This window comes from Arthrobacter sp. NPDC057009 (assembly GCF_042673905.1).
Lineage (GTDB): Bacteria > Actinomycetota > Actinomycetes > Actinomycetales > Micrococcaceae > Arthrobacter.
Genome location: NZ_JBHUSB010000017.1, coordinates 37,986 through 62,310 on the forward strand (window position 1 = coordinate 37,986; position 24,325 = coordinate 62,310).

Sequence of the window (24,325 nt, forward strand, 5' to 3'; positions counted from 1 at the left end):
CGGATGTTTATTAGGTGTTTTTCCGTCGGCATCATTCGTCGGTGAGTCCGGCAGCAGCCGACGGATTGGATCCATGCCCCGGGCCATGTGTTCGGGCGGCACGCGCGCTTGCGGCACGGGCCACGTGGCTGCGGGCGTGCTCGGCTGCGGGGGCCAGTTCAGTGAAGAGGTGTTTGTGATGGCGCAGGGACTCCAGGACCCCTACCCGGGTGACAAGGCGAAGGTGGCGGTCCTGGACGCCCTTTATGAGCACGGTGATCCCGCGGCGTTCGAGGGCATTGACGATGTCTGTGATGACCCTGGCGCCGGTCGCGTCCAGGGTCTGCAGTTGTGACATGCGGATGATGACGACGTCGACGTTCTGGATTGCACTGACGCGCTCCAGGACACGCTCGGCGGTGCCGAAGAAGAGGGCCCCGTCGAGACGGAAGAGTGCGATGTGCTCGTCTCCTTCGTGGATCGGGCCGGGGATCTCCTCCCGGTGGACGCCGCTGGATCGGACCATGGCCCGCAGGGCGAAGAATGCAGCGACGGCGATACCGATCTCGACGGCTTCGATCAGGTCGAAGGACACGGTGATGAGCGCGGTGACGAAGAACACAGCACTGTCGGCCCGGGTTGAACCGATCACCGCGCGCAAGGCGGCGGGTGAGACCATGCGTGTCGCAGTAACCATCAGCACACCCGCCAACGCAGCAAGCGGGATGCGTGAAACCGGGCCGGTGGCCAGATACACCACCGCCAGCAGCATAAGAGCGTGGGTGACAGCGGCGAAGCGTGTCTTGCCACCGGATCGGATGTTCACCGCAGTGCGGGCGATGGCTCCGGTGGCCGGCATGCCGCCGAAGATCCCGGATGCGACAGAGGCCAGGCCTTGGCCAAGGAGTTCACGGTCGGCATCGTAAGGGCCGGTATCGGATATTGATGCAGTAACCCGTGCCGAGAGCAGGGACTCGATCGCCGCCAGGGCCGCGATCGTGACGGCGGATCCTGCCAGCGCCGTCAGGGTCACCCAGTCCGGGGAGGGCAGGAGAGGCGAAGGCAAGGACCGGGGCAGCTAGCCGATCGTGGCTACGGGCAGGTCCAGCCATGAAACGGAGAGGCTGGCGACAACGATGGCGATGAGAGAGGCAGGAATCCGGGGATTGATTCGCGGTCCGGTCACCATGATCAGCACTACCAGCGCCACTATGGCCGCGGGGGCTACGGCGGAATCCAGCGATGCCCCGCCGAGGGCGTTCGCTGCAGAGATGGCGGCGTTGCCGCCGGCTTCGGACTCAGACCCGATGGCGGAGGGGATTTGTTGGAAGAAGATGATCACCGCGATTCCCACCGTAAAGCCTTCGATCACGGGCCAAGGCAGGAACGTCACGACTCGTCCGAGTTTGAGCAACCCCGCCAAGAGCACGATCAGTCCGGCCAGAACCGAGACCGTGGCCAGTGCTCCGGGTCCGTGGGCAGCGATGACCGGTCCCAGCACCACGACCATGGCCCCGGTGGGTCCGGAGACTTGGATATTGGAACCACCGAATACCGCGGCGATCACCCCGGCGACAATTGCCGTAATCAACCCGCTGGACGCACCTGCACCGGAGCTGACCCCGAACGCCAACGCCAGCGGCAGCGCCACGATGCCTACGGTGACGCCGGCGACCAGGTCACCCTCCAGCTTCGCGACAGCTGGGAGTGGTCCTGCTTCCCGGGCAGCAGAGCCCGGCCCGCCTCCAGAGCCCTCACCGCGCACTGGCCCGTGCAGCCGATGCGGGGGTCTCTGCCTCGGACGACTCAAGCTGTTCTTGTGTGGCGCGGAGCATGTCGTTCAACAGCAGCCTTGCCACAGACAGGAGTTCGGCGACCTGCGGGTGGGCCAGCGAGTAGAACATCTGCAGCGCCCGGCGCTCGCCCCTGACCAGCTGATACCGGCGCAGAACGGACAGGTGCTGGGACAAGTGTGAGGATTCCAGGCCGGTTGCGGCCAGCAGCTCCGTCACCGAAACCTCCGGAGCCGCGGACGGGTTTTCGGAACCCAAGTCTGGCGCGCTCCTAAGCCCGTTTGACCAGGGCAGTCGCCTGAGGGGTGAACGGCAGCCGACCAGCCGGAGCGGGCTCCGTACCCGAAGGCGTGCAGCCGCCGACGCCCGTGCGAGGGACGGTATCCTGACTATGTGAGCGATAGCCTTTCCCCTTGCCCCGAATGCGGCAGCGAGTACACGTACGAGACGGGTGCTCTCCTGGTTTGCCCCATCTGCGCCCATGAATGGGAGCCGCTGGCGGACGGCGTGGAGGAATATGTTGCCGAGGGCTCGCACGAGGTCAAGGATGCGGTGGGCAACGTGCTGAACGACGGCGACACCGTCACCGTCATCAAGAACCTCAAAGTCAAGGGGAACTCCCTCGTCATCAAGGCCGGCACCAAAGTGCGGAACATCCGACTTGTCGACGGCGTGGGGGACCATGACATCGACTGCAGGATCGACGGCGTCGGCGCGATGCAGCTGAAGTCTTCCGTGGTCAAGAAGGCCTAGCCAGGCGCGGAGAGGACGCCGCCGTGCTTGCTACACGTAAGAGTGCGTATAGGGCCGACTGCGCCTGTGAGTGCCTACCAGGAGGAGATCTTTGGACCCGTTCTCGTGGTGGTGCGTGTCCAGGACCTGGAAGAGGGCATCAAGCTGATCAATGCAAACCCCTACGGCAACGGCACCGCGATCTTCACGTCCTCCGGAGCGGCAGCCCGCAAGTTCCAGCGTTCCGTGGATGTCGGCATGATCGGCATCAACGTGCCGCTGCCGGTCCCGGTGGCCTACTACCCGTTTGGCGGCTGGAAGGCGTCGCTGTTCGGCGACAAGCACATCTACGGCCCCGAAGGCGTCTCTTTCTATAGGCTTGTGCCCCCGGTGGCCGGGCCTGGCTCTCAAGGCGTCGGGGCTCCGGTCCCGGGGATCTCTGATGGTGCGGTAAGGGTCTAGTCTCGGACGTATGGACAGCGATTCCGCACCGGGAAGGAGGTTCCCGGACGCCCCGTCTTACGATGTGCATCGCCGCATCGTGGAGACGTACGCTCGCGACCTCCCGAGTGGTAACAGCCTGCTGGATGCCCTCGCGAAGGGAACGGGCCGCGGGGGGCGCAAGGCCGAGTTCGAGTTCACGGCCACGCCATACAACTTCTGCGAGGTCCTTTCCGTGGCGTCCCCGGAGACTGCCGTGGCCCTGCTCGACGCGGGGATCACCACGGCGGACGAGGCCGTCGCGTTCCTGGAAGGGCACGGGCTTGACGATCTCGTCGAGGACAACCATGACGCCGCGGAGGCCGCGCTCCGTTGTGCGGCGATGCCTTCGGAGGTGTTGGAACGCTTCCAGCACTCCCCGCTGTCCTTCTATGAGGACCCGGAGGGCTTCGGGGAGAAGCTGGGCGAGGACCTGCTCGGCAAGCTCCGGAGCAACAAGACGGTCTGGGCCGCCGTGCAGGAGCGCAGGATCGATCTGCGGGACATCCTCCAGATCGGTATCTCGCGGTTCCTCGACGCCGAGGACGATGAAGGTACCCTGTGTGGGCTGCTGGCCGGCCTGAAGTCGGGCGAAGACCACCCTGTCCGGGCAGAGGACGTCAGTGGCTGGATCGAGCGTTTCGGGATCGGCCCGGCGACCCCGAACGAGGTCAAGACAGGCGTTTACCGGCTCGCTGTACGGCACGGTGGCGACTTCGCCGCGCAGATCCCACGCGATGCCCGCACCATGAGGATTGCCACCGCCCTCTCGGATGCAGCCGCTGGCGAGAAGCGCGGTCTCGACGTCGAGCGCCGCCTGATCATGTTCGGGGCGCAGGTCTTGGCCGGGGCCTCAAGGGCGGGCAGGATGTCAGCCTTGCCGAACGAGCACGACCTGATGAGGCTCGTCGACGCCGGGGTCACCGCCGCGCAGGCAGCCGAGGGGTACTTGAGGGGGATGAGTGCAGCCCAGATGATCGCAGTCCACCGGGACGGCACAGTCCCGGGCGTACCAGACGACTGGATCTGAGAGTCCGCCAGCCTGGGGTCGCACGATGTGAGCCATTTTCGAAGTAGGGCGTTGCGGGATGACGCGGTGCCAAAGGCGGAAATGGGCAGGAACCGTGACCAGTCCGGCATAGTTAAGCGTCTGGACCGGCATTTGTGGGTACAGTCACCGCATGAATGCTGGACGGAAACGAACAGGGGCTTGATTTGACAGGGAATGCAACGTTCCGGCACAGCAACACTGCGCTGCTTTCAGTGAGCGGCATCGAGGCTCCGAGAATCGTGAGTTCCACGGATTTCGACCGCAGGCTGGCTTCGACCCTGCAGCGGCTGAAGTTCCCGCCACGGTTGCTTGAGCGCGTTTCCGGCATAACCCATCGCCGCTGGTGGGCTGCCGGGACTTCGTTCGATGATGCTGCAGTCGAGGCCGGCGCCAAGGCGTTGGCCGAGGCCGGCGTGGAAGCGTCCGAAATCGGTCTGCTGATCAACACCTCGGTCACGCGGCGCAACCTCGAGCCCTCCGTCGCTGTGAAAATCCACCACGGACTCGGCCTGCCGTCGTCGGCCATGAACTTCGATCTTGCGAATGCATGCCTTGGATTTGTGAACGGCCTGATCCTGGCCGGGAACATGATTGACTCCGGCCAGATCAGGTACGCGGTGATCGTCAACGGCGAGGACTCCCAGGCCACCCAGGAGGCCACCCTGGCACGACTGCAGCGGCCGGAGACCACGCGTGAAGACTTCAGCCGGGAGTTCGCCACGCTCACCCTTGGGTCCGGGGCTGCCGCGGCGGTCCTGGGCCCAGCGGACGGGCACCCCGGGGGACACCGCCTCGTCGGAGGCGTAATGCGTGCCGGTACTGAACATCATGAACTGTGCGTGGGCGGCATCGACGGCATGGCCACCGACACGAAGGGCCTGCTCGACGGCGGCCTTCAGCTCGTCGTCGACGCCTGGCACGAAGCCGGGGCCGAGTGGGATTGGGCCGCCATGGACCGTTATGTCACGCATCAAGTCAGCAATGCCTACACCCAAGCAATCATCAGGGCCATTGACCTGGACCCGGAGAAGGTTCCGATCACGTTCCCGCACTGGGGGAACGTCGGTCCTGCCTCGCTCCCTATGACACTTGCAGCGGAGGCGCAGTCACTTAGCACCGGGGACCGGGTCTTGTGCATGGGCGTTGGTTCCGGCCTGAACACGGGAATGGTGGAAATCGTTTGGTAGCCCAATGGCCGGGGGTGGACCCGGAGTGGTCCCGCACTGCGGACGTAAGATCCACATCGGCCACAGACGCGCCAGGGACAGTGCGCAGGTGGCACCTGTTGGACAACGGTGCCCAGCTCTCGCGCCTTGGCCTTACACCCGCCGGTACGCTGTTGTGTGTTCATGGCAACCCAACCTGGTCGTACCTATGGCGGACGCTGCTGGCGGCCGGATCCGATCCGGCACATCCGTGGCGTGTTGTTGCGGTAGACCAGCTGGACATGGGTTATTCGGAGCGCACGGGCATGTTCCGGCGGCTGGCGGACCGGATTAACGATCTGGGCGACCTCACGGACGCGCTGGGCATCGACGGGCCGGTCGTTACGGTGGGCCACGACTGGGGCGGCGTCATCAGCCTGGGATGGGCGGTGGCACACCCGCAGCACGTCACCGGGGTGGTGCTGACCAACACAGCCGTTCACCAGCCCTCCGGCTCGGGGATTCCGCCCGCCCTGCGCCTGGCCCTGCACCCGGCCGTGCACCGGTGGGGTACGACGACGTCGGACGCCTTTTTGCGGGTGACACACTCGCTGGCTAGCCCGCCGCTGCCCGCCGACGTCCGTAAGGCGTACATGGCGCCCTACCGCGGAGCGTACCGCCGCTCTGGGGTGGGGAACTTTGTTGCTGATATCCCGGTGGACGCTTCCCATCCCAGCTTTCCGGCCCTAAGCCGCGTAGCTGAAGGAGTGCGCGGGCTGAACGTCCCGGCCCTGATGCTCTGGGGCCCCCGGGACCCCATCTTCTCGGACCGGTACCTCAAGGACCTCGTCCGCAGGCTGCCGCACGCGGAAGTGCACCGCTTCGAAGGCGCCGGCCATCTCGTGGCGGAAGACCGGAACATCGCCGCACCGGTTTTCCAGTGGCTCGCCGTGCACGGCGGCGACGGCAAGGGCGACCGCCTGCCGGCGGAAGCGGCACTTACCAGTGGCCAGGGGGTGCCCGGGGCGGCGGAGCCGGCACCGGCGGAATTCCGTCCCCTCTGGGACCTGCTCTGCCAGCAGGCGAGGGGTCCGGCGGGAGAAGATACGGCCGTTGCGGAAATGTCGCCGGACGGCAGCATCAGCCGCTCGCTCAGCTGGCAGCAACTGGACCGGAATATCCTTGACCTGGCCGCCGGGCTACGGGAAGCCGGGGTGCGGTGCGGCAGCCGGGTTAGCCTGATGGTTCCTCCCGGGGTGGACCTGACAGTGGCCCTCTACGCTTGCCTGAGGGTGGGCGCAGTGGTGGTGGTGGCCGATGCCGGTCTGGGAACCAGAGGGCTAAGCCGCGCCGTTAACGGTGCCACGCCCGATTTCATCATCGGAATCGACAAGGCGCTGGCTGCTGCCTCGGTGCTTGGCTGGCCGGGGCGCCGGATCAGCGTGCGGGACATCCCGGCCGCCCGCCGTCGAATACTGGGCGCCGAGACCTCCCTTGATGCCCTCGCCCGGCAGGGTGCCGTGGTCAAGGACCGGTCAATGCCCGCTTTGGAACCAGCTGCCCCCGCCGCCATACTCTTCACGTCCGGTTCCACCGGCCCCGCCAAAGGCGTGCTCTATACCCACCGGCAGCTGGCCGCCATGCGGGATACGGTGGCAGAGACTTTCGGGATCCGTTCCGGTTCCCGGCTGGTGGCAGGCTTCGCCCCCTTCGCCTTGCTGGGGCCGGCGCTCGGAGCGGTGTCGGTGACGCCCGCCATGGACGTCACCGCGCCACGGACCCTGACTGCCGGCGCTCTGGCGGATGCCGCCGCTGCGATAAATGCCAACGTGGTCTTCGCCTCGCCGGCAGCGCTGCGGAACGTTCTTGCCACCAGGGCTGGCGTGAGCGGGGCAGGGCATGAAGCCCTGGACGGTGTCGAGCTCCTGTTGTCTGCCGGCGCGCCCGTCCCGGAACCGCTCCTGGCGGAGGTGCAGCGGCTGCTGCCCCGGGCGTCGCTGCACACCCCATACGGGATGACAGAGGCGCTGCCCGTTACCGACATCAGCCTTGAGCAAATCCAGGCCGCCGACGGCGACGCTGCTGCAGGCATTGTGGCCGGAGCAGGTAACGGCGTGTGCGTAGGGAACCCCGTGCATGGCGCCCGCGTCGCCGTCATGCCGTTGGCGGCCAATGGCACAGCAAACGGATCCCAGCCCGTGACGGATGCCGGCGTGACCGGCGAAATCCTGGTGAGCGCCGCCCATGTCAAGGAAGCCTACGACAGGCTCTGGCTGATCCAGCAGGAGAGTGCCAGCCTGCCCGGCTGGCACCGCACGGGCGACGTAGGGCATTTCGACGCCGCCGGCCGGCTTTGGGTGGAGGGCCGTCTCGCCCATGTCGTGACAGTCCCCAATGCCGTGGTGACCCCCGTCGGTGCGGAACAGGCCATCGAACGCCTGGACGGCGTCCGCCTGGCCGCCATCACGGGAGTCGGACCGGCAGGGACGCAAGCCGTGGTCGCCGTCGTCGAGACCGAACCTCCCGCCCGTAAGGCCGGGCCTGCCGCACCGCAGCTTGCCGGGCGTGTACGCAGCGCAGCCCTGGAGGCTGGCGTTCATGTCTCCGCTGTGCTTACCGTCCCTGAACAACCCACCGACATACGGCACAACGCCAAGATCGACAGGACCCGCCTGTCCCGCTGGGCCTCACGGGTGCTGGCGCGTGGCCGGCCGGGAAAGCCATGAGGATCCTCGTCACCGGCGCGAGCGGGCTGCTCGGACGGGAAGTGGCCCGGCTCCTGGTCCGCCAAGGCCATGACGTGGCCACGTTCCAGCGCCGTCCGTCAGGTGTCGACGGCGTGACGGACCGCTGCGGGTCTCTCACGGATGATAAAGCGGTCCAAGGAGCCGTCGGCGGGGCAGAAGGAATCATCCACCTGGCAGCGAAGGTTTCGTTTACCGGCCGCGCAGCGGAGTTCGATGAGGTCAACGTCGAAGGGACCCGCCGGCTGCTTCGGCTCGCCAGGGCGGCCGGGGTACGGGACCTGGTGTTCGTATCCTCGCCGTCGGTGGCAAACTCCGGCACCGCCATCACCGGGCTGGGCGCGGAACTCGCTGATCCGGAGCGTGCACACGGAGACTACTCCCGCACCAAGGCAGAAGCCGAGCTGCTCGCGCTGGCAGCGGACGCCCCCGAATTCAGGGTGGCCGCGGTGCGCCCCCATATCGTCTGGGGCCCCGGCGACACACAACTGGTGGAACGGGTCCTGGCGCGTGCGCGGCGCAACCGCCTTCCGCTCCTCGACGCCGGTGCGGCCCTGATTGACACCACCTATGTGGACAACGCCGCCTCGGCCATCGTCGCCGCGCTGCACCGGATGGATCACGTCCACGGCAAAGCCTTGGTCGTGAGCAACGGCGAGCCGCGTCCGGTCGGTGAACTGATCGCGGGTATATGCACCGCAGGAGGCGTCCCGGCCCCGTCGTGGGCCGTCCCCGGCAGGGTGGCGCGGGTGGCGGGAGCGGTAGTGGAGAAGCTCTGGACCTGGGCGGGGCGGGAAGAGGAGCCGCCGATGACCAGGTTCCTCGCCGAGCAGCTCTCCACCGCACACTGGTTCGATCAGCGGGATACCCAGGAACTCCTCAACTGGAGGCCTGCTATCTCCCTGGACCAAGGACTGGCACGGCTGGCGGCCTACTACGCACCCGGGACTCTGCCGGGTACCCGCAGATCCTGGACGCCAACTGAACGGGCGCTTCGTCCCGGGAACAACGGACGCATTAGCGCGGCCGGGCTCACTGACGAGGCGGATGCAGGCGTGCAGTAGGCGTGACGCCCGAACCCGTCCCGGTCACACTCACGCCGCCCACCGCCCCCGTCCACGGCGTGTCGCCCGGGCCGGGCAGCAGCAGATGCGCGAAAACGTACCCCTCCTGGAGTGCAATGATCTGCGAAGTGACCCCGGCACAATCAAGCGAGAGCTCGAGTGGCCGGAAGGGGGCGCCTGGATGCTCCTGTCCGACGGCGACCTTCATGCCGGAAGCACCAACGCAGGCGGCAGTGACGGCGTACTGCCCGGCTAACGGTACCTTCGCCGTCGTACCAAAGCCCCTAAGAGGGCCATCGAGTGGCCCCTGCTCCAAAAGGAGGACCGGCTCCGGCGATGCCCTAAGGAGTGCTCCCAGCTCAGCGTAGTTCTTGGCTTCCCGGGCCAGGACCTTCCAATCGCTGTATGGCCCCGGGGTGCCTGCTATCGTCGCCGGGGCAGCTGTTGACGTGGGCATGGCCTCGGGGGCAGTTGTCGGAGTTTGCGCAGTCTCGGGGTATTCATAGACGCACGCCGCCGTTCCGCTTAACGGGATCAGCAGGCACAGGGCAGACGCCAGCAGGTCCTGCCTTTTCCTCGTTCCCACACTTCCATGGTCGGCAGGCAAGCAGCTCAAGACAACCTGGGCCCACAATGAAGAAGGCACCCACGGCAGTAGGCTCGAAAGCATGAGGTCCGAACCTACGATCCTGCTCACCGTGGGCCACGGTGCCTCCAGCGAGGAGGATTTCCGGAACCTGCTGCGGGCGGCGGAAGTTGCTTCCGTCGTCGATGTGCGGATCGGGCCGGGCAGCCGGAAGCATTCGCACTTCGGCGGAGTGGCGCACGGCCATCATGTGCAGTGAAACCGTATGGTGGCGCTGCCATCGGCGGCTGATCGCCGACCACGCCCTGCTCCTCGACGGAGCGAAACCGGTGCACCTGATGCCGGCTGGCCGGCTGACGAACCATCAGCCAACCGGTGGCGTGCGGGCGGCGGGGGACCAACTCATCTACGACGTCGTTACCGGCTGACCCCGATCCCCGGTGAGTGCGCCGAAAGACACCAAGAACAGTTCCCTTTCAGAGACCAGAAATAGAGACTATTTTCTACGTTCCACCGCCTGAGCGATCTTTTCGGCTGCCTCGATAACCTGGTTGCCGAAGTCCTGTCCCGGCGACTTATTTACCCGCGCCAGGGGCATGGCAAGGCAGACGGCGGCGATGATTCCCTCGTCGGTTTGCACTGGTGCACTAATCGATCCCAGCCCTGGAGTTCGGGTACCGATGGACTCGATCCAGCCAACTTCAGCCAATTCGGCAAGGGCGTCGTCCTCGGCTGCCAGCAGCCTGCCACTGGAGCCTTGGGGGAGGGGAAGCCGTGACCCTGCGGGCAGGATCGCGCGGAGTTCGTGCTGACTGTCCGCGCTGAGCAGGCAGACACGTTCATCCCCCCGCCGCACCCAAAGCTGCGCGGTTTCTCCGGTGCTGTCGCGCAGTTCCTGGAGGACGGGCATGCCGGCGTTTTCCAGTGCTGATCGGACGAACCGGTCGCCCAGCCGGAAGGCGCCGCTTTCGGTGCGGCGGAGGAATCCGTAATCCGCCATTTGCAGGGCCAGGCGGTGCGCCGTGGACAGCGAGAGGCCCGTCTGCCGGGACAGTTCGCTGGCTGATACGGCAGACCGGCCCACGGCATCAAGGATGGCGGCGGCGCGCTCGAGAGTGCGGTTGCTTCCGTTGCTTTCGGGAGATGGCATATGAGAAGCCTATGATGCCGGACTAGCCCCTGGCGGCCACGGATTCGGTCATGTATTCGGCCACGACTTTCTGCGAGATGGCCACGTCGAGCACGAAAACGCCTTCCTCACTCGAGGCGAGCCAGTCCTCAAGGGCCTGCAGGTCCGCCATAGTGCGGACTTTTACTCCGGGGGCGCCGAGGGCGCGGCCGACGGCGGCGAAGTCCACTTCGTCGATCAGCATCGCCTGGTCGTGCAGCCCCTTGACTGCGTACTGGTGCAGTTCCGCGCCGTAGGCCGAGTCATTGAGCACGACTATCACGCCTTTGCGGGTGGCCCGGAGGAAGGTTTCGAAGTCGGACAGACCCATCAGGCCGCCGCCGTCGCCGCTGACCAGCACGGTGGTCCGTTCCGGGCGGCCCACCGAGACGCCGGCGGCGGAACCGAAGCCCATGCCGATGGACTGGAAAGCGGTGCCCACAAGGATCATGGCGTGCGGGTCGGGCACGGACAGGTACATTGGCGCCCAGCCGATGAAGTGCCCGCCGTCCATGACCACCGAGCGTTCTGCCGGGAGGATACGGTCCAGGGCAGACACAACGGCCCGTGGATTGAGCCGTCCGTCAGGGCCGAATTCCTCGGGATCCTCGCTGGGGCGGGAGGAACGGAACTCGGGGCTTGCTACTTCAGGCGCGCGGTCCCGCCAGGTACCTGTTGTGGCGGTGGCGGCCCGCGCGAGGAGGCCTTCGACGAACGGGCGGATGTCTGCGCGGACGTACTCTGCGGCGCGGATGTTTCCCGGGTTCGGTTCGTTGTCGACCCGGATGATCGTGGTTGTTGCAGGGAACAGGGTTCCGTAGCGGGTCTGGAAGAGGTTTTGGCTGGCGCCGACCACCAAGACGACGTCGGCCTGCCGGGCAATGTCGAGGCGGTGGCGGCGGGTGAAGCCGCCGGCGATGCCCACGTCCCAGGGGCTGTTGAAGGCGTTGACGGCCATGACTGAGGTCATGAACAGCGCGCCGAGGCGGTCGCCCAGCTCGCGCAGGGGAGCCGCGGCATCGGCCAGGAGCACGCCGCGGCCGCCCAGGATCAGTGGCTGTTTCGCGGCGGCGAGCAGGCTGGTCACGCGGTCCAGGTCGGCAGGATCGGCGGGCCATGCCTGCTTCGCAGGCAGAGGTTCCAGGGGCTCGGCTTCCGACGGCGGAGCTGCCGCCAGGTCGTACGGTATGGCCAGGACCACCGGCTGGACGGTTTGCCGGGCGAGGTCGAAGGCACGGTGGGTGATGGCTTCGGCGTTGCCGGGACGGGCCACGAGCGTCACTACGCCCGCAGCTTCTGCCGCTTTGGCCTGGTCGATGTCGAAGGGCCGGGGGCCGGTGGAGGGTGCGTCGCCCACTACCAGGACCAGCGGGATGCGGGCGATCCGGGCTTCGGCAAGGGTGGTGTAGGCGTTGGTGAAACCGGCGCCGTAGGTGGTGGTGGCTGCTGCAATGTTTCCGGTTGCCCGGTAGTATCCGTCAGCCATTGCCACTGTTGCTGATTCGTGGCGGGCGGAGGTGAAGGGGAAGCCGCGGCGGGTCAGCCGGCTGATCAGGTGGACATTGCCGTTGCCCATCAGGCCGAACAGGTGCCCGGCGCGCTCGGCCACTACGTCGGCCACGATCGCGGCCACGTGGCCCTCATCCGGAAGCCGGGTCTCCCCGACGGTCAGGTCTTCGGTACTCGTACTGGTCATGGTGGTCCTTTTTGGTGAGTGGCACGGCGGTGCCCCCGGCACCTGCGGGGCACCGCCGTCGTCATTGCCGTGGTGGAGGGAAGCTGTCAGGTGAGGAACGGGACGATCAGGGAGGTGACGAAGAGTACCAGTGCGCCGCCGAGGCGGTTGGTGAGGGCTGCGAAGGGCATCAGGTGCATGCGATTGGCTGCGCTGAGGACGGCTACGTCGCCGCTGCCGCCGGTGTCGGCCATGACCAGGCCTGGGGTGATGGAGGCTTCGACGAAGTTGAATTTCACCAGCCAGCCGAGTATGCCGGAGGTCAGGGTGGCAATGATGACGGTGCAGATGGTGAGGAGGATGAACAGCGGGTTGCTCAGCGAGGCGAGGACTTCGGTGATGTCGATGTAGGTCAGGCTGACGCCAACCAGCAGGGCGGGGACGAGGACGGCGCCGATCAGGTCGCCCCAGTCAGCAGCGGCATCCTCAACGTCCTTGGGGAGCAACCCGAAGATTTTGACGGCGGCGGCAGCGATGATGGCCCAGGCGTAGGGGTGCAGGCCGCCGGGAAGGAGGGCAGCGATGAGCTCACCGAAGACGAAGAGGCTGCCGGCGATGAGCAGGCCCTTGCCCAGTGCGATGAAGGAGGATGTGTCCCGCTTCGGGGGAACGGTGAGTTCGTCGGAACGGCCCTTGATGCGCAGGAGCTGGCCGTGGCCGTTGAAGCCGACGAACAGTTGCTTTTTGCGCTTGCCGAGGCCGTTGTAGATGCCCGCGATGAGGATGCAGACGACGTTGGCCATGACGACGGCCGACATCAGGTCACCCATGAAGGCTGCGGAGTCGCCGCCGGTTTTCGCGGCGTACATTTCGGACATGGGCAGGGCGCCCACCCCGAGGCCGCCGGCCATGATGGGGGCGGCGATGAAGAGAATGCCTTCGATAAATCCAAATCCGGTCACTGCCGCGAGGAGCCCGATCAGAACGAAGGTGGCGATGAGGCAGCCCACGATGGGTACAGCGAAGCGTGGTCCTGCCTTCAGCAGCAGCGCTCGTGGCATGCCGAGGATGGCGCCGGCGATGATGCCGATGACGAAGAAGTCCAGGAAGCCGTGCCCGTCAATGAAGTTCTGCACCACCGTCACGAGGTTTTCCGGCATGAGGCCGAAGTAGGCCAGGGTTGCCGGGGCGAAGGTGCACAGGACGGTGGGAAGGCCGAAGTCCCGGACCACCGGAAAGAGGTTGCCGATCCAGATGAAGAGGCCGCCGAGGAGGATGGTGGCGGCGAAACCGGCAACCATGGTGTCTGGCAGGTTCCCGGTGAGGGCTGCTACGAGGACCAGCGCCGCGAGGACCATGTAGAGGGGAGCGGGGATACTGGCGATGCGGGCGCCGAGCCTGCCGGGATGGTGGGTACCGGGCCGTGGGCCGACTGTCTTCGTGACGGGGTGCTGGATGCCTCCGGCAGGGCCGGGACTGGTCTCGCTCATGGGCATGTCCGTTGGTTCGCTGGTGGCTTCCGTGCGTGGGCTTGTAGACATCATCGTCTCCAGAACGGTGAGTAGGAATTGTTATTTGGGCTTGCGTGTTGGGGTGGTGTCTTGTCGTATGTGCTGCGGTCAGCGGGCGGGATCAAGCAGGACCGCGGGGGAGTGCGCGACGATGTCCCGGGCGAGGCGGACGGCGTCGGTTAGGCGGTCCTCGTCGATGCCGGTTTCGTGGCCGGCGTCGTGCAGGTACGCGACGAGTTCTTCAGTGGCGATGTTGCCATGGGCTCCGGGGGCGAAGGGGCAGCCGCCGAAGCCGCCCAGTGCGGCGTCAAAACGGACGACGCCGGTACTCACCGCAGCGCCCACCGTCGTCAAAGCCTGGCCGTGGGCGTTGTGCAGATGGAGGTAGTAGGTCAGGTCGGGTTCGGAGTTCCGCACGTGGGCCAGGCTGGCCAGCACCTGTTCGGTGGGCGTCGTGCCCAGTGTGTCGGCCAGGCCGATGTCGTTGATGCCCATGTCCTTGAAGGCGCGTACCACGCGAAGAAGGTGATCGGGATCGATGCTGCCGTCGAAGGGGCAGGTGAAGGCGGTGGAGATGCCGGCGAAGAAGCGGGTCTGCGGATAACGGGCGACGGTGGCGCCGATGCCGGCGAGGGCGTCCTCGATGGCCTGTCCGGCGTTGGCGTTGCTGTGCGCCTGGCTGGCCGAGGTGACTACCTGGATGTCAGTGGCGCCGGCAGCTACTGCACGTTCGATGCCTTTTCCGTTGAGGGCGAGGCTCGTGTAGCTGACTCCCGCGGCTGCCGGCAGGGACGAGATGACGTCGGCGGCATCCGCCATCTGCGGCACCCGTTTCGGGTTCACGAAGGAGGCGGCCTCGATGCGTTTGATTCCGGCTGCGATGAGGGCCTCGGCAATTTCCAGCTTGTGGGCCGTAGAGACGATCACGGGTTCGTCCTGCAGCCCGTCGCGCAGGAAGACGTCAGTGATTTGCACCTGCATCAGCGCACCTCCTGCAGTCCCAGCGCCGCGATCTCGTCGGTGTCCATGCCGGCAAGCTCCTGCAGGACCTCATTCGTGTGCTGGCCCAACTCGGGACCGACCCAGTTGACCTGCCCTTGGTGGCCGGGCATCTTTGGGATGACACCGGGGAAACGGATCAGTTCGGGCCCGTCGTCGACCACTACCTCGTGGGTCTGGATCATGTCGCGGGCCAGGTAGTGCTTGTCCACCGCGATGCTGGGTGCATCGTAGACAGGCCCGGCGGGAACGCCGGCGTCGTCCAGCTTGTCGAGGACCTCGGTGAGGGGCATGCTGCCGGTCCAGGCGGAGATGGCACCGTTGAGCTCTTCTTCACGCGCTCCGCGGGCCTCGGTGGTGAGCAGGGTTTCGTCCTCGGCAAGGTCGTCGCGGCCTATGGCCCGCATGAGCCGGACGAAGACGGAGTTCGAGTTGCCGCCAATAACCACCTCGAGGTTGTCCCGGCAAAGGTAGGAACCGGTGGGTACGACACCGGGAAGCGCGCCGCCAGTGCGCTTGCGGACCATGCCATAGGCGTCGTAGTCCGGGACGAGCGATTCGAGGAGGCTGAAGACGCCTTCGTAGAGTGCGACGTCCACAATCTTGGAGCTGCCGGTGTCCAGTCCGCGCGCCTTCTGCAGCATGAGCATCAGGGCACCAATCACCCCGTAGAGGCCGGCCACGGTATCGCCCATGCTGGCGGCCGCGCGGCCGGCCGGACGGTCCGGCTCGCCGGTGACATAGCGGAGTCCACCGAAGGACTCGGCGGAGCTGCCGAAACCTGCGCGATTCTTGTAGGGCCCGGTCTGTCCGTAGCCGGAGATGCGCACCATTACAAGGTCCGGGTTGAGTTCCTGGAGGACTTCGGGGCCCAGACCCCATTTTTCGAGTGTGCCGGGACGGAAGTTCTCGATCACCACGTCGCATTGGGCAGCGATCTTCTTAGCCGCCTCACGCCCGGCTTCCGAGCGCAGATCGAGGGCAACCGACTTCTTGTTGCGGGCAATGGTGCGGAAGAGCATGGAGGTGGCACCGCGGGTCTTCCTCCAGTCACGCAGTTCGTCCCCGCCCCCAGGCTTTTCTATTTTGATGACCTCGGCACCGAAGTCTCCGAAGAGGCGGCCTGCGAATGGTGCGGCGATGAAGCTGCCAAGCTCCAGTACACGGATGCCTTGGAGCGGGAGGGAGTTTCCCTCGAGGTGAAGTTCCTGCGTCATGTTCTTCCTGCCTGCAGCGTTGAGTGAGAAGGTCCCGGAGCGCAATTCCCATCTAGTGGGAGAAGCTTGTCAACGGGCGGATCGACGATAGCAGGGCAATGTGACCCGCGCAACAGGCTTGCCGGTCGGCTTTCAAGGGCTCGGCGGTGACGGAGAGAAGATCCGCAATACAGGAAGACGCCTTGTGAGCCGCATCGTCTCCTGCTATCGTCTTCCCACTTAGCAAACACATCTTCCCACTGAATGGGATCAGTCCAATGAAAGCTGCCGCGAGAGGCAAAGCTTTCGATCCCCGAATGAACAACCTGTGCGAAAGCGCCCGTGATCAGCAAGGCAGGAAAACCATGGCTCAATATGACATCGCCGTCATCCCCGGAGACGGAATCGGACCTGAGGTCGTTGAAGCGGCTCTGTCCGTACTGAAGAAATGCGAAACCCAATACGGGCTGACGCTCAACTACACGTTCTACGACTTCAGTGCAGACCTGTACCGCCGTACCGGAAGAAAGATCACCGCGGCCGACATGGATGAGATCGGCAAAGCCGACGCAGTGCTGTTCGGTGCGATGGGGCTCCCGGACGTGCGCGGACCCGAGGGGCTCGAACTGGGCGCCCAGGTTGAGATGCGGGCCCACTACGGACTTTTTTCAAGCCTCCGGCCGGTCAGGCTTTTTCCGGGCGTTGAGAGCCCTGTGAAGGCAAAGGACATCGACATGCTCGTCATCCGTGAAACGTCTGAAGGGATGTTCGCCGGACTGGCCGATCACCATGAGCCCAGTGACGAGAGTGCCAGTGACCGCATGACCATCACCCGGGCCACGTGCGAGAAGCTTTTCGACGTCGCTTTTTCACAGGCGCGGGCGCGCCGCAAGCGGGGGACGCCGGGACACGTGACTCTTCTGCATAAATCTAATGCCCTGCGCAGCAACGTCCTCATGGAGAGGGTGTTCGATGAAGTCGCTGCAAGAAACTCCGATATCGGAAGCGCAAAGTACTACATCGACGCGGGATCGATGTACATGGTGACCGATCCGGAACGGTATGACGTAATCGTGTCAGAGAACATTTTCGGTGACATCGTTTCCGAAATTGCCGCCGGCCTCGTCGGCGGCCTTGGCGTAGCGCCTTCTGCCGATGTGAGCCTTACCCATGGCGTTTTCCAGCCGTCCCACGGCAGCGCGCCCGATATCGCGGGCAAGGGAATCGCAAACCCGACCGCAATGATTCTGTCCGCCGCAATGATGTTGGAATGGCTGGGCGAGCGCCACGGTGATGATCTATGCAGCCAGGCAGCACAGAAAGTTCAAAGCGCTGTCGAGGCAGCGCTGGCAACAGGACCCCTGGGGCGTGATCTGGGAGGAACAGCCGGAACCCAGGAAGTACTAGACACGGTCCTAAAAGCCTTGCGGGCATAGCTGACAGGTCGGCGGACGGGACACCGCCGCCGTCGACCGACTAATAACTCTTCGCAGACACTCCTGCTCTGCTCAGCAGACTGTCATGTCGCCGTCGACAGACATTGATTCAAGAAAGATGCACACAGATGACGTACAAGGTTTTGTTCGTGAATCCACTGAAGGATTACATCGATCGTTTTCTGGACTCGACGCCGGAGGGCTTCGAAGTGAAAGTGATGCCATTACAGGCGGATGTGTCGGAGATTTGCCGTGAAGCCGCCGACGCGGATTTCCTTATCTCCGGCGTCGATGTTCCCGAAGAGGTGTTCCGGGCCGCAAAGAACGTGCAATTCATTCAATACATGAGTTCCGGCTACGGGCAGCTTCCGCTCAACGTCCTGGATGCCCTGGGTGTTCCGGTGGCCCAAATGAAAACGCATTCCATCTCCGTCGCCGAGCACGCACTCACGCTGATGCTGACAGTGCTGCGGCGGATTCCAGCCTCTACACAGTTGCTGCGCGAGGGAAAATGGCGTGAGGACCTGGACGAGACGTCCTATTCCGAGCTGTACAACAAAACAGTCGGCATTGTCGGCCTTGGGAATATCGGACGCTGGGTCGGCAAGATCGTTCACCACGGCTTCGGCGCCAACGTGGTCTTCTACGACAGCGCAGAGATCCCGCTGACCGTTTCGGAAATGATCCCCGCCCGATCCGTCCCGTTGGAGGAGCTGATGGCAGTTTCCGACGTCGTCTGCCTGAGCCTTCCGCTCAATACGGAATCAAACAAGCTGATCGGGCGGGACGAACTCGCCCTGATGAAGCGCAGCGGAGTTTTGGTCAACGTCGGCCGCGGTGAAGTTGTGGACCAGGACGCCCTCATCGAAAGCCTGCGCGAGGGGTGCATCGCGGGGGCCGGGCTCGATGTGTACGAGAAGGAGCCGCTGGACACCGCCAGCGAGCTACTGAACATGGAACAGGTAGTCTGCACGCCACACATGGCCGGCGTCGGCTGGGAAAACGTCCAGCGCAGGATCGCGACCGTCTGGCAGAACTTCGACGCAGTCCTGCGTGGTGACATCCCAAGCGGGGTTATCACGACGGCGAAGCGGGCGATGAGCACCGTGGCAACAGCATCCCGGTGAAGGTCCGCTACTCGGTGACTAAGTCAGCTACTCGGTGACCGGCGGACTGTCGGCGGTGTAGGGCCGAACGGTGGCACTGTCGGATCGGTCCTCTCGGGAGGCGGCGACGGGGACCATCCCCGTGGCGAGCGTGCCGAGCTGGGCGGCGGTGTCCAGGTCTGGCCCCGCGCTCGTGAAGGTAAGGTTGTCGCCGCCGATCACAAGGACGCTACCGTTGCGGGCTGCCCTCAGCCATGCGGCGTCATCCGGGTCGGCCGGGTCGAGCTGTTCGTGGTACATCGTGGCCTGGCCGGCTTGGAGTGTCAGCAGGCCCTCGTCGGTCAGTGGGCAGGCGACGTCGTCGGCAGCCGGGCCGGAGTCGCTCATTATCTCGCCAATGTCGGCGCTCATGGCCAACTGAAAGCCTTTGACGAGGAGTGCGGTAACCAGCGCGGAGGTCAGCTCCCCTCCGGGTTCCCGGAAGGAGAGCATCGGCCGATAGGTGACGACCAAGATGGCCGTGACTGTGCCCGCCGCCCGGTTTTGAAGGATGAGCCTTGCCGCCTGTGGCGTGAACTCGACCGGGGAGCTGTGTCCCGCGGTGAACGTCAGGGCGGGTGGGCGGCAGACGCGGTGGCAGATCTGTGTCTCGAAGCTGAAGTATTCGGTGCCGTCCCGGTGCGTGCCGCCCGTAACGTCGACCGACAGGGACAGGGGAGTCCGCGCTGTTATGGGCATATGACATGACGCGCATTCAGTGGCGGCGGCCGCGGCGGCGGCCGCGTACGTCGTCGTGGACCGCCCCTTGAAGGACTCCAGACCCGGGTCCCATTCGACGTTGCTTGTGCCTACCATCTCCCCAACCTAATAGTAAGCAAGCTGATAATCAATGAAGTCCCCAGTCGAATTGGGCTGACTATCCAATTGCTTTCGGCTGCTGCCTGAACGTCTCGGCAGCCAACGAGGCGTCCACGCCGTGATGAACACCTCACGGAGGTTGTCCGCCGGGCCCGTTGTGCAAGGGGGGAATGCGTTCCGGGCCCGGCGATCTGAAGCTGCGGTTCGCGGCTACCTGTGCTTCAGCGACAAGACCAGAATGCTGTCCGCACGTTGTGAAATGCGGGGTCCACCTGAGAGGCGAAGTTCGTTCTTACCCCCTGTTTGAGGGGTGGCCTCAAGGTGTTCCCAAGTTCGTCATTCGCCTGAGGGTCAGGACGCGATGGCGGTCTGGAGTGTCCTCGGCCACAGGGGGCGAAATGCGACGTCAGGGGCGCCCGTGAGGGCTTTCTGCAGGCGCGGAAGGTGGACTTCAATGTCCCGCGCAACCGCTTTGGCAGTCGCCCAGTCAGCCAGTGCCAGGGCCAGGGCCAGCTCAAGTTCACTGCAGAGCTGGTTCATTCTCAGCGCTCCCACCGGCCAGGACTTCGTCTTCAAGTTCAGGGAGGCATCCAGCGCCAGATCCCCGTCCCGGGCGCCCACCGCGCGCACGATCGGTTCAACGAACCGGGGGAGGAGGGCCATGTAATCAGCGGCGAATGATTCCGCCACCTCCAGTGAGGCTTGGCTCACGAGTTTCTGGAGGTGCTGCAAATCCAGCGTCGGCTTCGCTCCCTCACCCACTTGATTCCCCCTCCGCACAGTACAACTCCCTCCCCCACCGGGTTGCACCACGCCCCCGCGTGGTCCGTGACATGCCGACTGCTGTAAATCCGATGGCCTGCTTCCTTGCAGGCTATGGCCAGAATGCATGCCCGGCATCAAGGATGGCGCAACAAACGCGCAGGACGGCATCAGGAAAATGGCGCGCCCGTGTCGTCGGGGCCCACGTCTTCCCGAGCAGCCTCTCTGAAGCTGGCAATGCCGTCGAATAGCTTCAGGGGCCGGATGATCATCGCGCTGCTCCCTTGGGAATTGCAGGTGCTGTCCGCACCGCGGCCGTTTCACCCCCCTAACTGCGGGGTTGGTAGTGGTCAGGGGGCGTCAGCAGCGCATTGAGGTCATCAGTGTGAGACTGGGGCCTAGCTTTGTCGATGAAGTCAGTTCGCATGGCTGGGTGCTTGAACCAGGCCCGCACCCACGTCCGAGGGGTCTGTGCCATTCCTGAGAGGCTTGAATGTTCCGGAAGCGATGAGTTTGGCCTGCAGGAGTACCGGACTCAGTGGTCCCTGCGCTAGAAGGCGTTCCGCCCACAGCGCGGCCACGCCGGCCACATGCGGGGTCGCCATGCTGGTTCCGCTGATCGTTTTGGTGCCGCCGTTGAGCCAGGCACTGAAAACGCCAACGCCGGGACCGGCCACAGTCGCCATCGTATTGGAGAACGGTGCCACGGTGAGGCCGCCGCCGCCGTCGGCCAAAGCAGCAACGGACGTGATCCCGTAAGCAGCGGCCGGCGGAGCAACGTTTATCTCGTAGGCGGGGTTGCCGGTGCGTTTGCTTTCGTTGCCTGCGGCTGCGATGACGATTGTGGTCTGGGCGACGGAGGCGCGGGCGTTGAGAAGGTTGGCCAGCTGTTCGAAGAGCCTGACGTTGGCGCGGTAGCCTTCCAGTGCGATTGAGGTGGCGGCCGGAATGGAAAGACCATTCACGTTGACCAATTCGTCTACCCAGCCGGGGAAGTCCATGCCCAGTGACATGGAGATGACGTGGGCGCCGTTGTCGGCGGCCCAGAGCATTGCCGTGGCAAGAGTGTCGCTGCTGCCGCCGTTGGGGCCTCCGAGGACCCTGCCGATGAGGGCTTTCTGGACGCCGCGGGCGACGCCGATGCGCTGACCGTTGAGGTCACGGCCGAAGATCGTTCCCGCGCAGTGCGTGCCGTGGCCGTTGTCGTCTTCGGCGCTGCCGGCACCTGTGAAGTCTCTGGTGACGAGGTTGACGCCGGCAAAGGCGGGATGATCGGCGTCGATACCGGTGTCCAGGACCGCAACGGTCACCCCGGCGCCCGTGAAGGGGGAGGTGTCTGCGCCCACTGCTTGGACGCCCCATGTTGCGGCAGCGGCCGGAGCAGCATCGGCGTCAAGTGGTTCTATGAGTTTCATGGGCATGGCAGGGGCGAAGCCGAGGACCGTGGGATCGCTCTGCAGGGCATTGATCGTTGAGCTTGAGGGGTTGCCGTCCGTCTCAACTGTCATTCCCACAGCCCGTTCCGCGATGTTCTCGGGAGAGGTTTCGAGGCCCCGGGCTCCGGGTCCGTCGAAGGGGTCGCGGGTTGCCCGCAGGGCGGGAGCGCGTAAAACGAGGATTTTCTGGTTGATCAGTTCGGGCATCGTGTTTCCTTGGTGATAAGGGCGGCCTGGTTTTGGCGCAGCCGTGGGGTGTCATTTGTTTCCGGGGCCGGCTAAGCAGCCGGACTACGAACGGGAGTACTCGCGGCAGATCATTTGCAATGACCGGCTGAGGTTCCGCACGGCGAGTGTGGCCACCAGCATCCGGCAGCCACACTCGAGGATCCGGTTGCCGGCAGGATTACTTCAGCATCCACTCGTCGGTGGTGTAGTCCTGCCGTCCATCCGCCGGAGTGAAATCGGTATGGACCCAGACGCGGAGGTATGTGCGGCCGTAGTACTGGTAGGGCCTGACCCACACGCTTTTGGTTGCCCAGCTGTACTTGTACGTGGCACTCTCCCACCCGCCCTTCTCGGCGTACGTCCGCCGGTTCCCCCAATCGCAGTCGGTCGGATGGCACTTGCCGAACACCCGGATCGTGCCCGCGGGATAGACGCAATGGCCACTCGTGTCGCACAGGGCCTGATCCGCGCAGCCCCAGTCGAGGACTACCTTGGTGACGGATCTGGTGTTGGGGTCGATGTTCTTCCAGGTTCCGGTCGCGGGACTGGAGCCGCTACACAGGGCGTGGGCTGGCGCCGCCGTGAGCGTGCTCCCGACAAATACGAAAGCGAAAGCAGCAAGCATCACGGCGATCAGGGCGGCTGTGGCAGACCGGCCAGTCCGTTGCCGCAAGGTGTTCATGAACATAGGAAAGTCTCCTGGTACGGGCGGGTGATGTGACCGGCTGATGCACGAACCCGTCGTCCCGGATCGGATGCCCTCAACCGTCACTCCCCATATTCGCCGCGGGCCGGGCCGAGGCGCTTCCGTGCCAGCACGGTTTCTTCTGCGCAGTCATCCACCGGCCGGCACCGGTGTCCAGGACGGGGGCCTGGGGCAGGGCCAAAGGTTGAGCCGTCCGGGTCAGGGAGGTTCCGGGCTTTGTCCGGGGTCGATGGCGCCAGTGATCAGCCTTCAGCCCAGGCGTGCCACACCGAACCGTGATCCTTCCTCTTCGGGGAAGACAACGACGGCGAGTGGACGGGTTGGACTGTCCATCCGGGCTTTGAGGATGTCGACGGCGACCAGGGCGCAGGCGACGCCGAGCGGGGCCGTCGAACGCGCCGCCTCCAGGCACCGAGTCGAGGGGGCTCGCCGTGACCAGTCGGACATCAGACCGGTGACCGTGGCGGTCAATACGGCCCGGGGAGTGGCTTCGGTGCGGGGGTCAGGCGTGCACCCCCACAGCCGCCGGACCTGCCTGGAAAGCGAGCCGGAACTGGTCCGGGACGGTTCCTGCGCCGGTTGCCAGGTCGGCGGCGAGCTGCCCGATCAGGGGTGCGAACTTGGCGCCATGTCCCGAGCAGGGGGAGAGGATGGTGATGCCGTCCAAGCGGTCGAGGATGAAGTCCTCGGTGGGAGTGTTGGTGAAGAGGCAGGTGGTCTCGGCGTACGGTTCCGGGACCAGTCCCGGGAAATACTGTTCGACGTATTCGATGACGCGACGGCGGTTGTCCGGGCTGATGTGTCCGTCCTGGTCCGCTGCTGAGGGCAGGATCTTTCCGCCGTTGTACTGGGCAATCTTCTGGCCCCGGAAGCCGGCGTCGCGGCCGCCGGGCAGGCCATAGGCCTGCCAGCCTTCGCGTTTGTGGATGAACGTCGGCCATGGAGAAGTCCCGGAGTCCGTGCCGTCGGCGTAGGGGAAGTGGTAGGCCTGCTCCTGCCGGACCTCGATCGGGGGGACCGAGGCCAGAAAGGATGAGGGCAGTGCCAGAGATCCCAGCAGCTGGGGAAGCCAGCCGCCGACGGCAACGATGACGTTGGCCGCCTGCAGCGACCGGCCGTCCTCCGAGGTCAGCAGGTAGCCGCCGTTGGAGGCTGTAATGGACGCGACGGCCCAGTTGGTGTGAAGCGCTGCGCTGTGGGTTACGGCCTGGTCGACCATGGCGGCGACGGATTCGTGGGCGTCGATCACGCCGGCGTCCGGGTGCCACAGCACCTGGGTGTCGAAGGCGATCTGCGGCCACCGGCCGTGGGCTTCCTCGGCGCTGAGGAGTTCGTGATCAATGCCGCGGGCCTGCAGGACGGCGGCGAGGCGTTCAGGCTGGCGGATGGCGCCGTAGTCCACGGCGCCGGCCGGGGTAATGAGCCGTTTGCCGCTGAGGCGGGCCAGTTCGTCCCATCCGGTTTTCGCTTCCTGGACGAGGCCGGTGTAGAACTCGTCGGGGTAGGCGTACCGGAAGATCCGCGCGGAGCCGTGGGAGCTGCCCGCATCGTTTGCGGGGGTTGAACGCTCGAGCAGGGCAACGTCGTGGCCGCGTGCGGCGAGATGCCAGGCGGTGGCAGCCCCTGACAGCCCTGCGCCGACGATGGCGTATTCGGCCGATTCCATGGAT

Annotated in this window: 21 protein-coding genes and 3 pseudogenes; 10 read left to right on the forward strand and 14 right to left on the reverse strand. The window is 65.3% G+C overall.

Annotated features, from left to right (window positions below; translation table 11 throughout):
- Window positions 1-31 precede the first annotated feature (31 nt).
- Both ACFTR6_RS16685 and ACFTR6_RS16690 read right to left on the reverse strand, forming a co-directional pair.
- A pseudogene (locus tag ACFTR6_RS16685) lies at window positions 32-1,737 on the reverse strand (SulP family inorganic anion transporter).
- Entirely contained in the window at window positions 1,734-2,030 is a 297-nt protein-coding gene (locus tag ACFTR6_RS16690; protein WP_377958682.1) for a transcriptional regulator, read from the reverse strand. Before ACFTR6_RS16690 ends, ACFTR6_RS16685 begins: the two are co-directional and overlap by 4 nt.
- A gap of 135 nt (window positions 2,031-2,165) precedes the next feature.
- Between ACFTR6_RS16690 and ACFTR6_RS16695 the strand changes: the two genes are divergently transcribed.
- From ACFTR6_RS16695 to ACFTR6_RS16720, 6 genes and pseudogenes are all read left to right on the forward strand, one after another.
- The gene (locus ACFTR6_RS16695; protein ID WP_377958683.1) at window positions 2,166-2,525 is read left to right on the forward strand and encodes a zinc ribbon domain-containing protein YjdM; all 360 of its coding nucleotides are present in this window, start codon (window positions 2,166-2,168) and stop codon (window positions 2,523-2,525) included.
- 72 nt (window positions 2,526-2,597) lie between these two features.
- Window positions 2,598-2,879 (forward strand): annotated as a pseudogene (locus ACFTR6_RS16700) (aldehyde dehydrogenase family protein); the annotation flags it as partial.
- A gap of 97 nt (window positions 2,880-2,976) precedes the next feature.
- Window positions 2,977-4,014: a hypothetical protein gene (locus ACFTR6_RS16705; protein ID WP_377958684.1), complete on the forward strand. Its 1,038-nt coding sequence runs from the start codon at window positions 2,977-2,979 to the stop codon at window positions 4,012-4,014.
- 155 nt (window positions 4,015-4,169) lie between these two features.
- On the forward strand, window positions 4,170-5,222 hold the full coding sequence (locus tag ACFTR6_RS16710) for a 3-oxoacyl-ACP synthase III (protein ID WP_076803356.1): 1,053 nt from the start codon (window positions 4,170-4,172) through the stop codon (window positions 5,220-5,222).
- Window positions 5,216-7,906, forward strand: coding sequence for an alpha/beta fold hydrolase (locus ACFTR6_RS16715; protein ID WP_377958685.1), 2,691 nt, complete (start codon window positions 5,216-5,218; stop codon window positions 7,904-7,906). The genes ACFTR6_RS16710 and ACFTR6_RS16715 overlap by 7 nt, the downstream gene beginning before the upstream one ends.
- A complete protein-coding gene (locus tag ACFTR6_RS16720; protein WP_377958686.1) occupies window positions 7,903-8,988 on the forward strand; it encodes an NAD-dependent epimerase/dehydratase family protein in 1,086 nt (361 codons plus the stop codon). Before ACFTR6_RS16715 ends, ACFTR6_RS16720 begins: the two co-directional genes overlap by 4 nt.
- Here the strand turns inward: ACFTR6_RS16720 and ACFTR6_RS16725 are convergent.
- Window positions 8,957-9,574, reverse strand: a complete 618-nt coding sequence (locus tag ACFTR6_RS16725) for a hypothetical protein (RefSeq protein ID WP_377958687.1) — start codon at window positions 9,572-9,574, stop codon at window positions 8,957-8,959. The two genes, ACFTR6_RS16720 and ACFTR6_RS16725, sit on opposite strands and share 32 nt — an antisense overlap.
- Window positions 9,575-9,656: 82 nt before the next feature.
- Between ACFTR6_RS16725 and ACFTR6_RS16730 the strand changes: the two genes are divergently transcribed.
- A complete protein-coding gene (locus tag ACFTR6_RS16730; protein ID WP_377958688.1) occupies window positions 9,657-9,833 on the forward strand; it encodes a hypothetical protein in 177 nt (58 codons plus the stop codon).
- The gene (locus ACFTR6_RS16735; RefSeq protein ID WP_377958689.1) at window positions 9,823-10,002 is read left to right on the forward strand and encodes a hypothetical protein; all 180 of its coding nucleotides are present in this window, start codon (window positions 9,823-9,825) and stop codon (window positions 10,000-10,002) included. The genes ACFTR6_RS16730 and ACFTR6_RS16735 overlap by 11 nt, the downstream gene beginning before the upstream one ends.
- A 68-nt stretch (window positions 10,003-10,070) precedes the next feature.
- Here ACFTR6_RS16735 and ACFTR6_RS16740 read toward each other — a convergent pair whose 3' ends face one another.
- The 5 genes from ACFTR6_RS16740 to ACFTR6_RS16760 all read right to left on the reverse strand — a co-directional run bounded on the left by ACFTR6_RS16740 (window position 10,071) and on the right by ACFTR6_RS16760 (window position 16,144).
- Complete coding sequence (locus ACFTR6_RS16740; protein WP_377958690.1) at window positions 10,071-10,724, reverse strand: IclR family transcriptional regulator; 654 nt, start codon at window positions 10,722-10,724, stop codon at window positions 10,071-10,073.
- A gap of 22 nt (window positions 10,725-10,746) precedes the next feature.
- On the reverse strand, window positions 10,747-12,438 hold the full coding sequence (locus ACFTR6_RS16745; protein ID WP_377958691.1) for a thiamine pyrophosphate-binding protein: 1,692 nt from the start codon (window positions 12,436-12,438) through the stop codon (window positions 10,747-10,749).
- 86 nt (window positions 12,439-12,524) lie between these two features.
- On the reverse strand, window positions 12,525-13,907 hold the full coding sequence (locus tag ACFTR6_RS16750; protein ID WP_377958692.1) for a 2-hydroxycarboxylate transporter family protein: 1,383 nt from the start codon (window positions 13,905-13,907) through the stop codon (window positions 12,525-12,527).
- Between the two features lie 129 nt (window positions 13,908-14,036).
- A complete protein-coding gene (locus tag ACFTR6_RS16755) occupies window positions 14,037-14,909 on the reverse strand; it encodes a hydroxymethylglutaryl-CoA lyase (RefSeq protein WP_377958693.1) in 873 nt (290 codons plus the stop codon).
- The gene (locus ACFTR6_RS16760; protein WP_377958694.1) at window positions 14,909-16,144 is read right to left on the reverse strand and encodes a CaiB/BaiF CoA transferase family protein; all 1,236 of its coding nucleotides are present in this window, start codon (window positions 16,142-16,144) and stop codon (window positions 14,909-14,911) included. The genes ACFTR6_RS16755 and ACFTR6_RS16760 overlap by 1 nt, the downstream gene beginning before the upstream one ends.
- Window positions 16,145-16,401: 257 nt before the next feature.
- Here ACFTR6_RS16760 and ACFTR6_RS16765 point away from each other — a divergent pair, with 257 nt between their 5' ends.
- Window positions 16,402-17,559 (forward strand): isocitrate/isopropylmalate dehydrogenase family protein, encoded by a 1,158-nt coding sequence (locus ACFTR6_RS16765; RefSeq protein ID WP_377958695.1) that lies wholly within the window; start codon window positions 16,402-16,404, stop codon window positions 17,557-17,559.
- 128 nt (window positions 17,560-17,687) lie between these two features.
- Window positions 17,688-18,686 (forward strand): 2-hydroxyacid dehydrogenase, encoded by a 999-nt coding sequence (locus ACFTR6_RS16770; protein WP_377958696.1) that lies wholly within the window; start codon window positions 17,688-17,690, stop codon window positions 18,684-18,686.
- A gap of 27 nt (window positions 18,687-18,713) precedes the next feature.
- Here ACFTR6_RS16770 and ACFTR6_RS16775 read toward each other — a convergent pair whose 3' ends face one another.
- The 6 genes and pseudogenes from ACFTR6_RS16775 to ACFTR6_RS16800 form a co-directional block, all read right to left on the reverse strand.
- Complete coding sequence (locus tag ACFTR6_RS16775; protein WP_377958697.1) at window positions 18,714-19,520, reverse strand: hypothetical protein; 807 nt, start codon at window positions 19,518-19,520, stop codon at window positions 18,714-18,716.
- A gap of 354 nt (window positions 19,521-19,874) precedes the next feature.
- Window positions 19,875-20,285 (reverse strand): hypothetical protein, encoded by a 411-nt coding sequence (locus ACFTR6_RS16780; RefSeq protein ID WP_377958698.1) that lies wholly within the window; start codon window positions 20,283-20,285, stop codon window positions 19,875-19,877.
- Between the two features lie 416 nt (window positions 20,286-20,701).
- Window positions 20,702-21,928: a S8 family serine peptidase gene (locus tag ACFTR6_RS16785; protein WP_377958699.1), complete on the reverse strand. Its 1,227-nt coding sequence runs from the start codon at window positions 21,926-21,928 to the stop codon at window positions 20,702-20,704.
- A 199-nt stretch (window positions 21,929-22,127) separates the two neighbouring features.
- Complete coding sequence (locus ACFTR6_RS16790; RefSeq protein ID WP_377958700.1) at window positions 22,128-22,637, reverse strand: hypothetical protein; 510 nt, start codon at window positions 22,635-22,637, stop codon at window positions 22,128-22,130.
- A gap of 197 nt (window positions 22,638-22,834) precedes the next feature.
- Window positions 22,835-23,094 (reverse strand): annotated as a pseudogene (locus ACFTR6_RS16795) (allantoate amidohydrolase); the annotation flags it as partial.
- 63 nt (window positions 23,095-23,157) lie between these two features.
- Window positions 23,158-24,321, reverse strand: a complete 1,164-nt coding sequence (locus ACFTR6_RS16800) for an FAD-dependent oxidoreductase (protein ID WP_377958701.1) — start codon at window positions 24,319-24,321, stop codon at window positions 23,158-23,160.
- Between the last annotated feature and the right edge of the window lie 4 nt (window positions 24,322-24,325).

Bases quoted from the DNA above. Each gene is read 5' to 3' on its own strand.
- ACFTR6_RS16705 (WP_377958684.1), top strand. From the start codon at position 2,977: ATGGACAGCGATTCCGCACCGGGAAGGAGGTTCCCGGACGCCCCGTCT.
- ACFTR6_RS16710 (WP_076803356.1), top strand. From the start codon at position 4,170: ATGCTGGACGGAAACGAACAGGGGCTTGATTTGACAGGGAATGCAACG.
- ACFTR6_RS16720 (WP_377958686.1), top strand. From the start codon at position 7,903: ATGAGGATCCTCGTCACCGGCGCGAGCGGGCTGCTCGGACGGGAAGTG.
- ACFTR6_RS16730 (WP_377958688.1), top strand. From the start codon at position 9,657: ATGAGGTCCGAACCTACGATCCTGCTCACCGTGGGCCACGGTGCCTCC.
- ACFTR6_RS16735 (WP_377958689.1), top strand. From the start codon at position 9,823: ATGTGCAGTGAAACCGTATGGTGGCGCTGCCATCGGCGGCTGATCGCC.
- ACFTR6_RS16740 (WP_377958690.1), bottom strand. From the start codon at position 10,724: ATGCCATCTCCCGAAAGCAACGGAAGCAACCGCACTCTCGAGCGCGCC.
- ACFTR6_RS16745 (WP_377958691.1), bottom strand. From the start codon at position 12,438: ATGACCAGTACGAGTACCGAAGACCTGACCGTCGGGGAGACCCGGCTT.
- ACFTR6_RS16750 (WP_377958692.1), bottom strand. From the start codon at position 13,907: ATGAGCGAGACCAGTCCCGGCCCTGCCGGAGGCATCCAGCACCCCGTC.
- ACFTR6_RS16755 (WP_377958693.1), bottom strand. From the start codon at position 14,909: ATGCAGGTGCAAATCACTGACGTCTTCCTGCGCGACGGGCTGCAGGAC.
- ACFTR6_RS16760 (WP_377958694.1), bottom strand. From the start codon at position 16,144: ATGACGCAGGAACTTCACCTCGAGGGAAACTCCCTCCCGCTCCAAGGC.
- ACFTR6_RS16765 (WP_377958695.1), top strand. From the start codon at position 16,402: ATGAAAGCTGCCGCGAGAGGCAAAGCTTTCGATCCCCGAATGAACAAC.
- ACFTR6_RS16770 (WP_377958696.1), top strand. From the start codon at position 17,688: ATGACGTACAAGGTTTTGTTCGTGAATCCACTGAAGGATTACATCGAT.
- ACFTR6_RS16775 (WP_377958697.1), bottom strand. From the start codon at position 19,520: ATGGTAGGCACAAGCAACGTCGAATGGGACCCGGGTCTGGAGTCCTTC.
- ACFTR6_RS16785 (WP_377958699.1), bottom strand. From the start codon at position 21,928: ATGCCCGAACTGATCAACCAGAAAATCCTCGTTTTACGCGCTCCCGCC.
- ACFTR6_RS16790 (WP_377958700.1), bottom strand. From the start codon at position 22,637: ATGTTCATGAACACCTTGCGGCAACGGACTGGCCGGTCTGCCACAGCC.
- ACFTR6_RS16800 (WP_377958701.1), bottom strand. From the start codon at position 24,321: ATGGAATCGGCCGAATACGCCATCGTCGGCGCAGGGCTGTCAGGGGCT.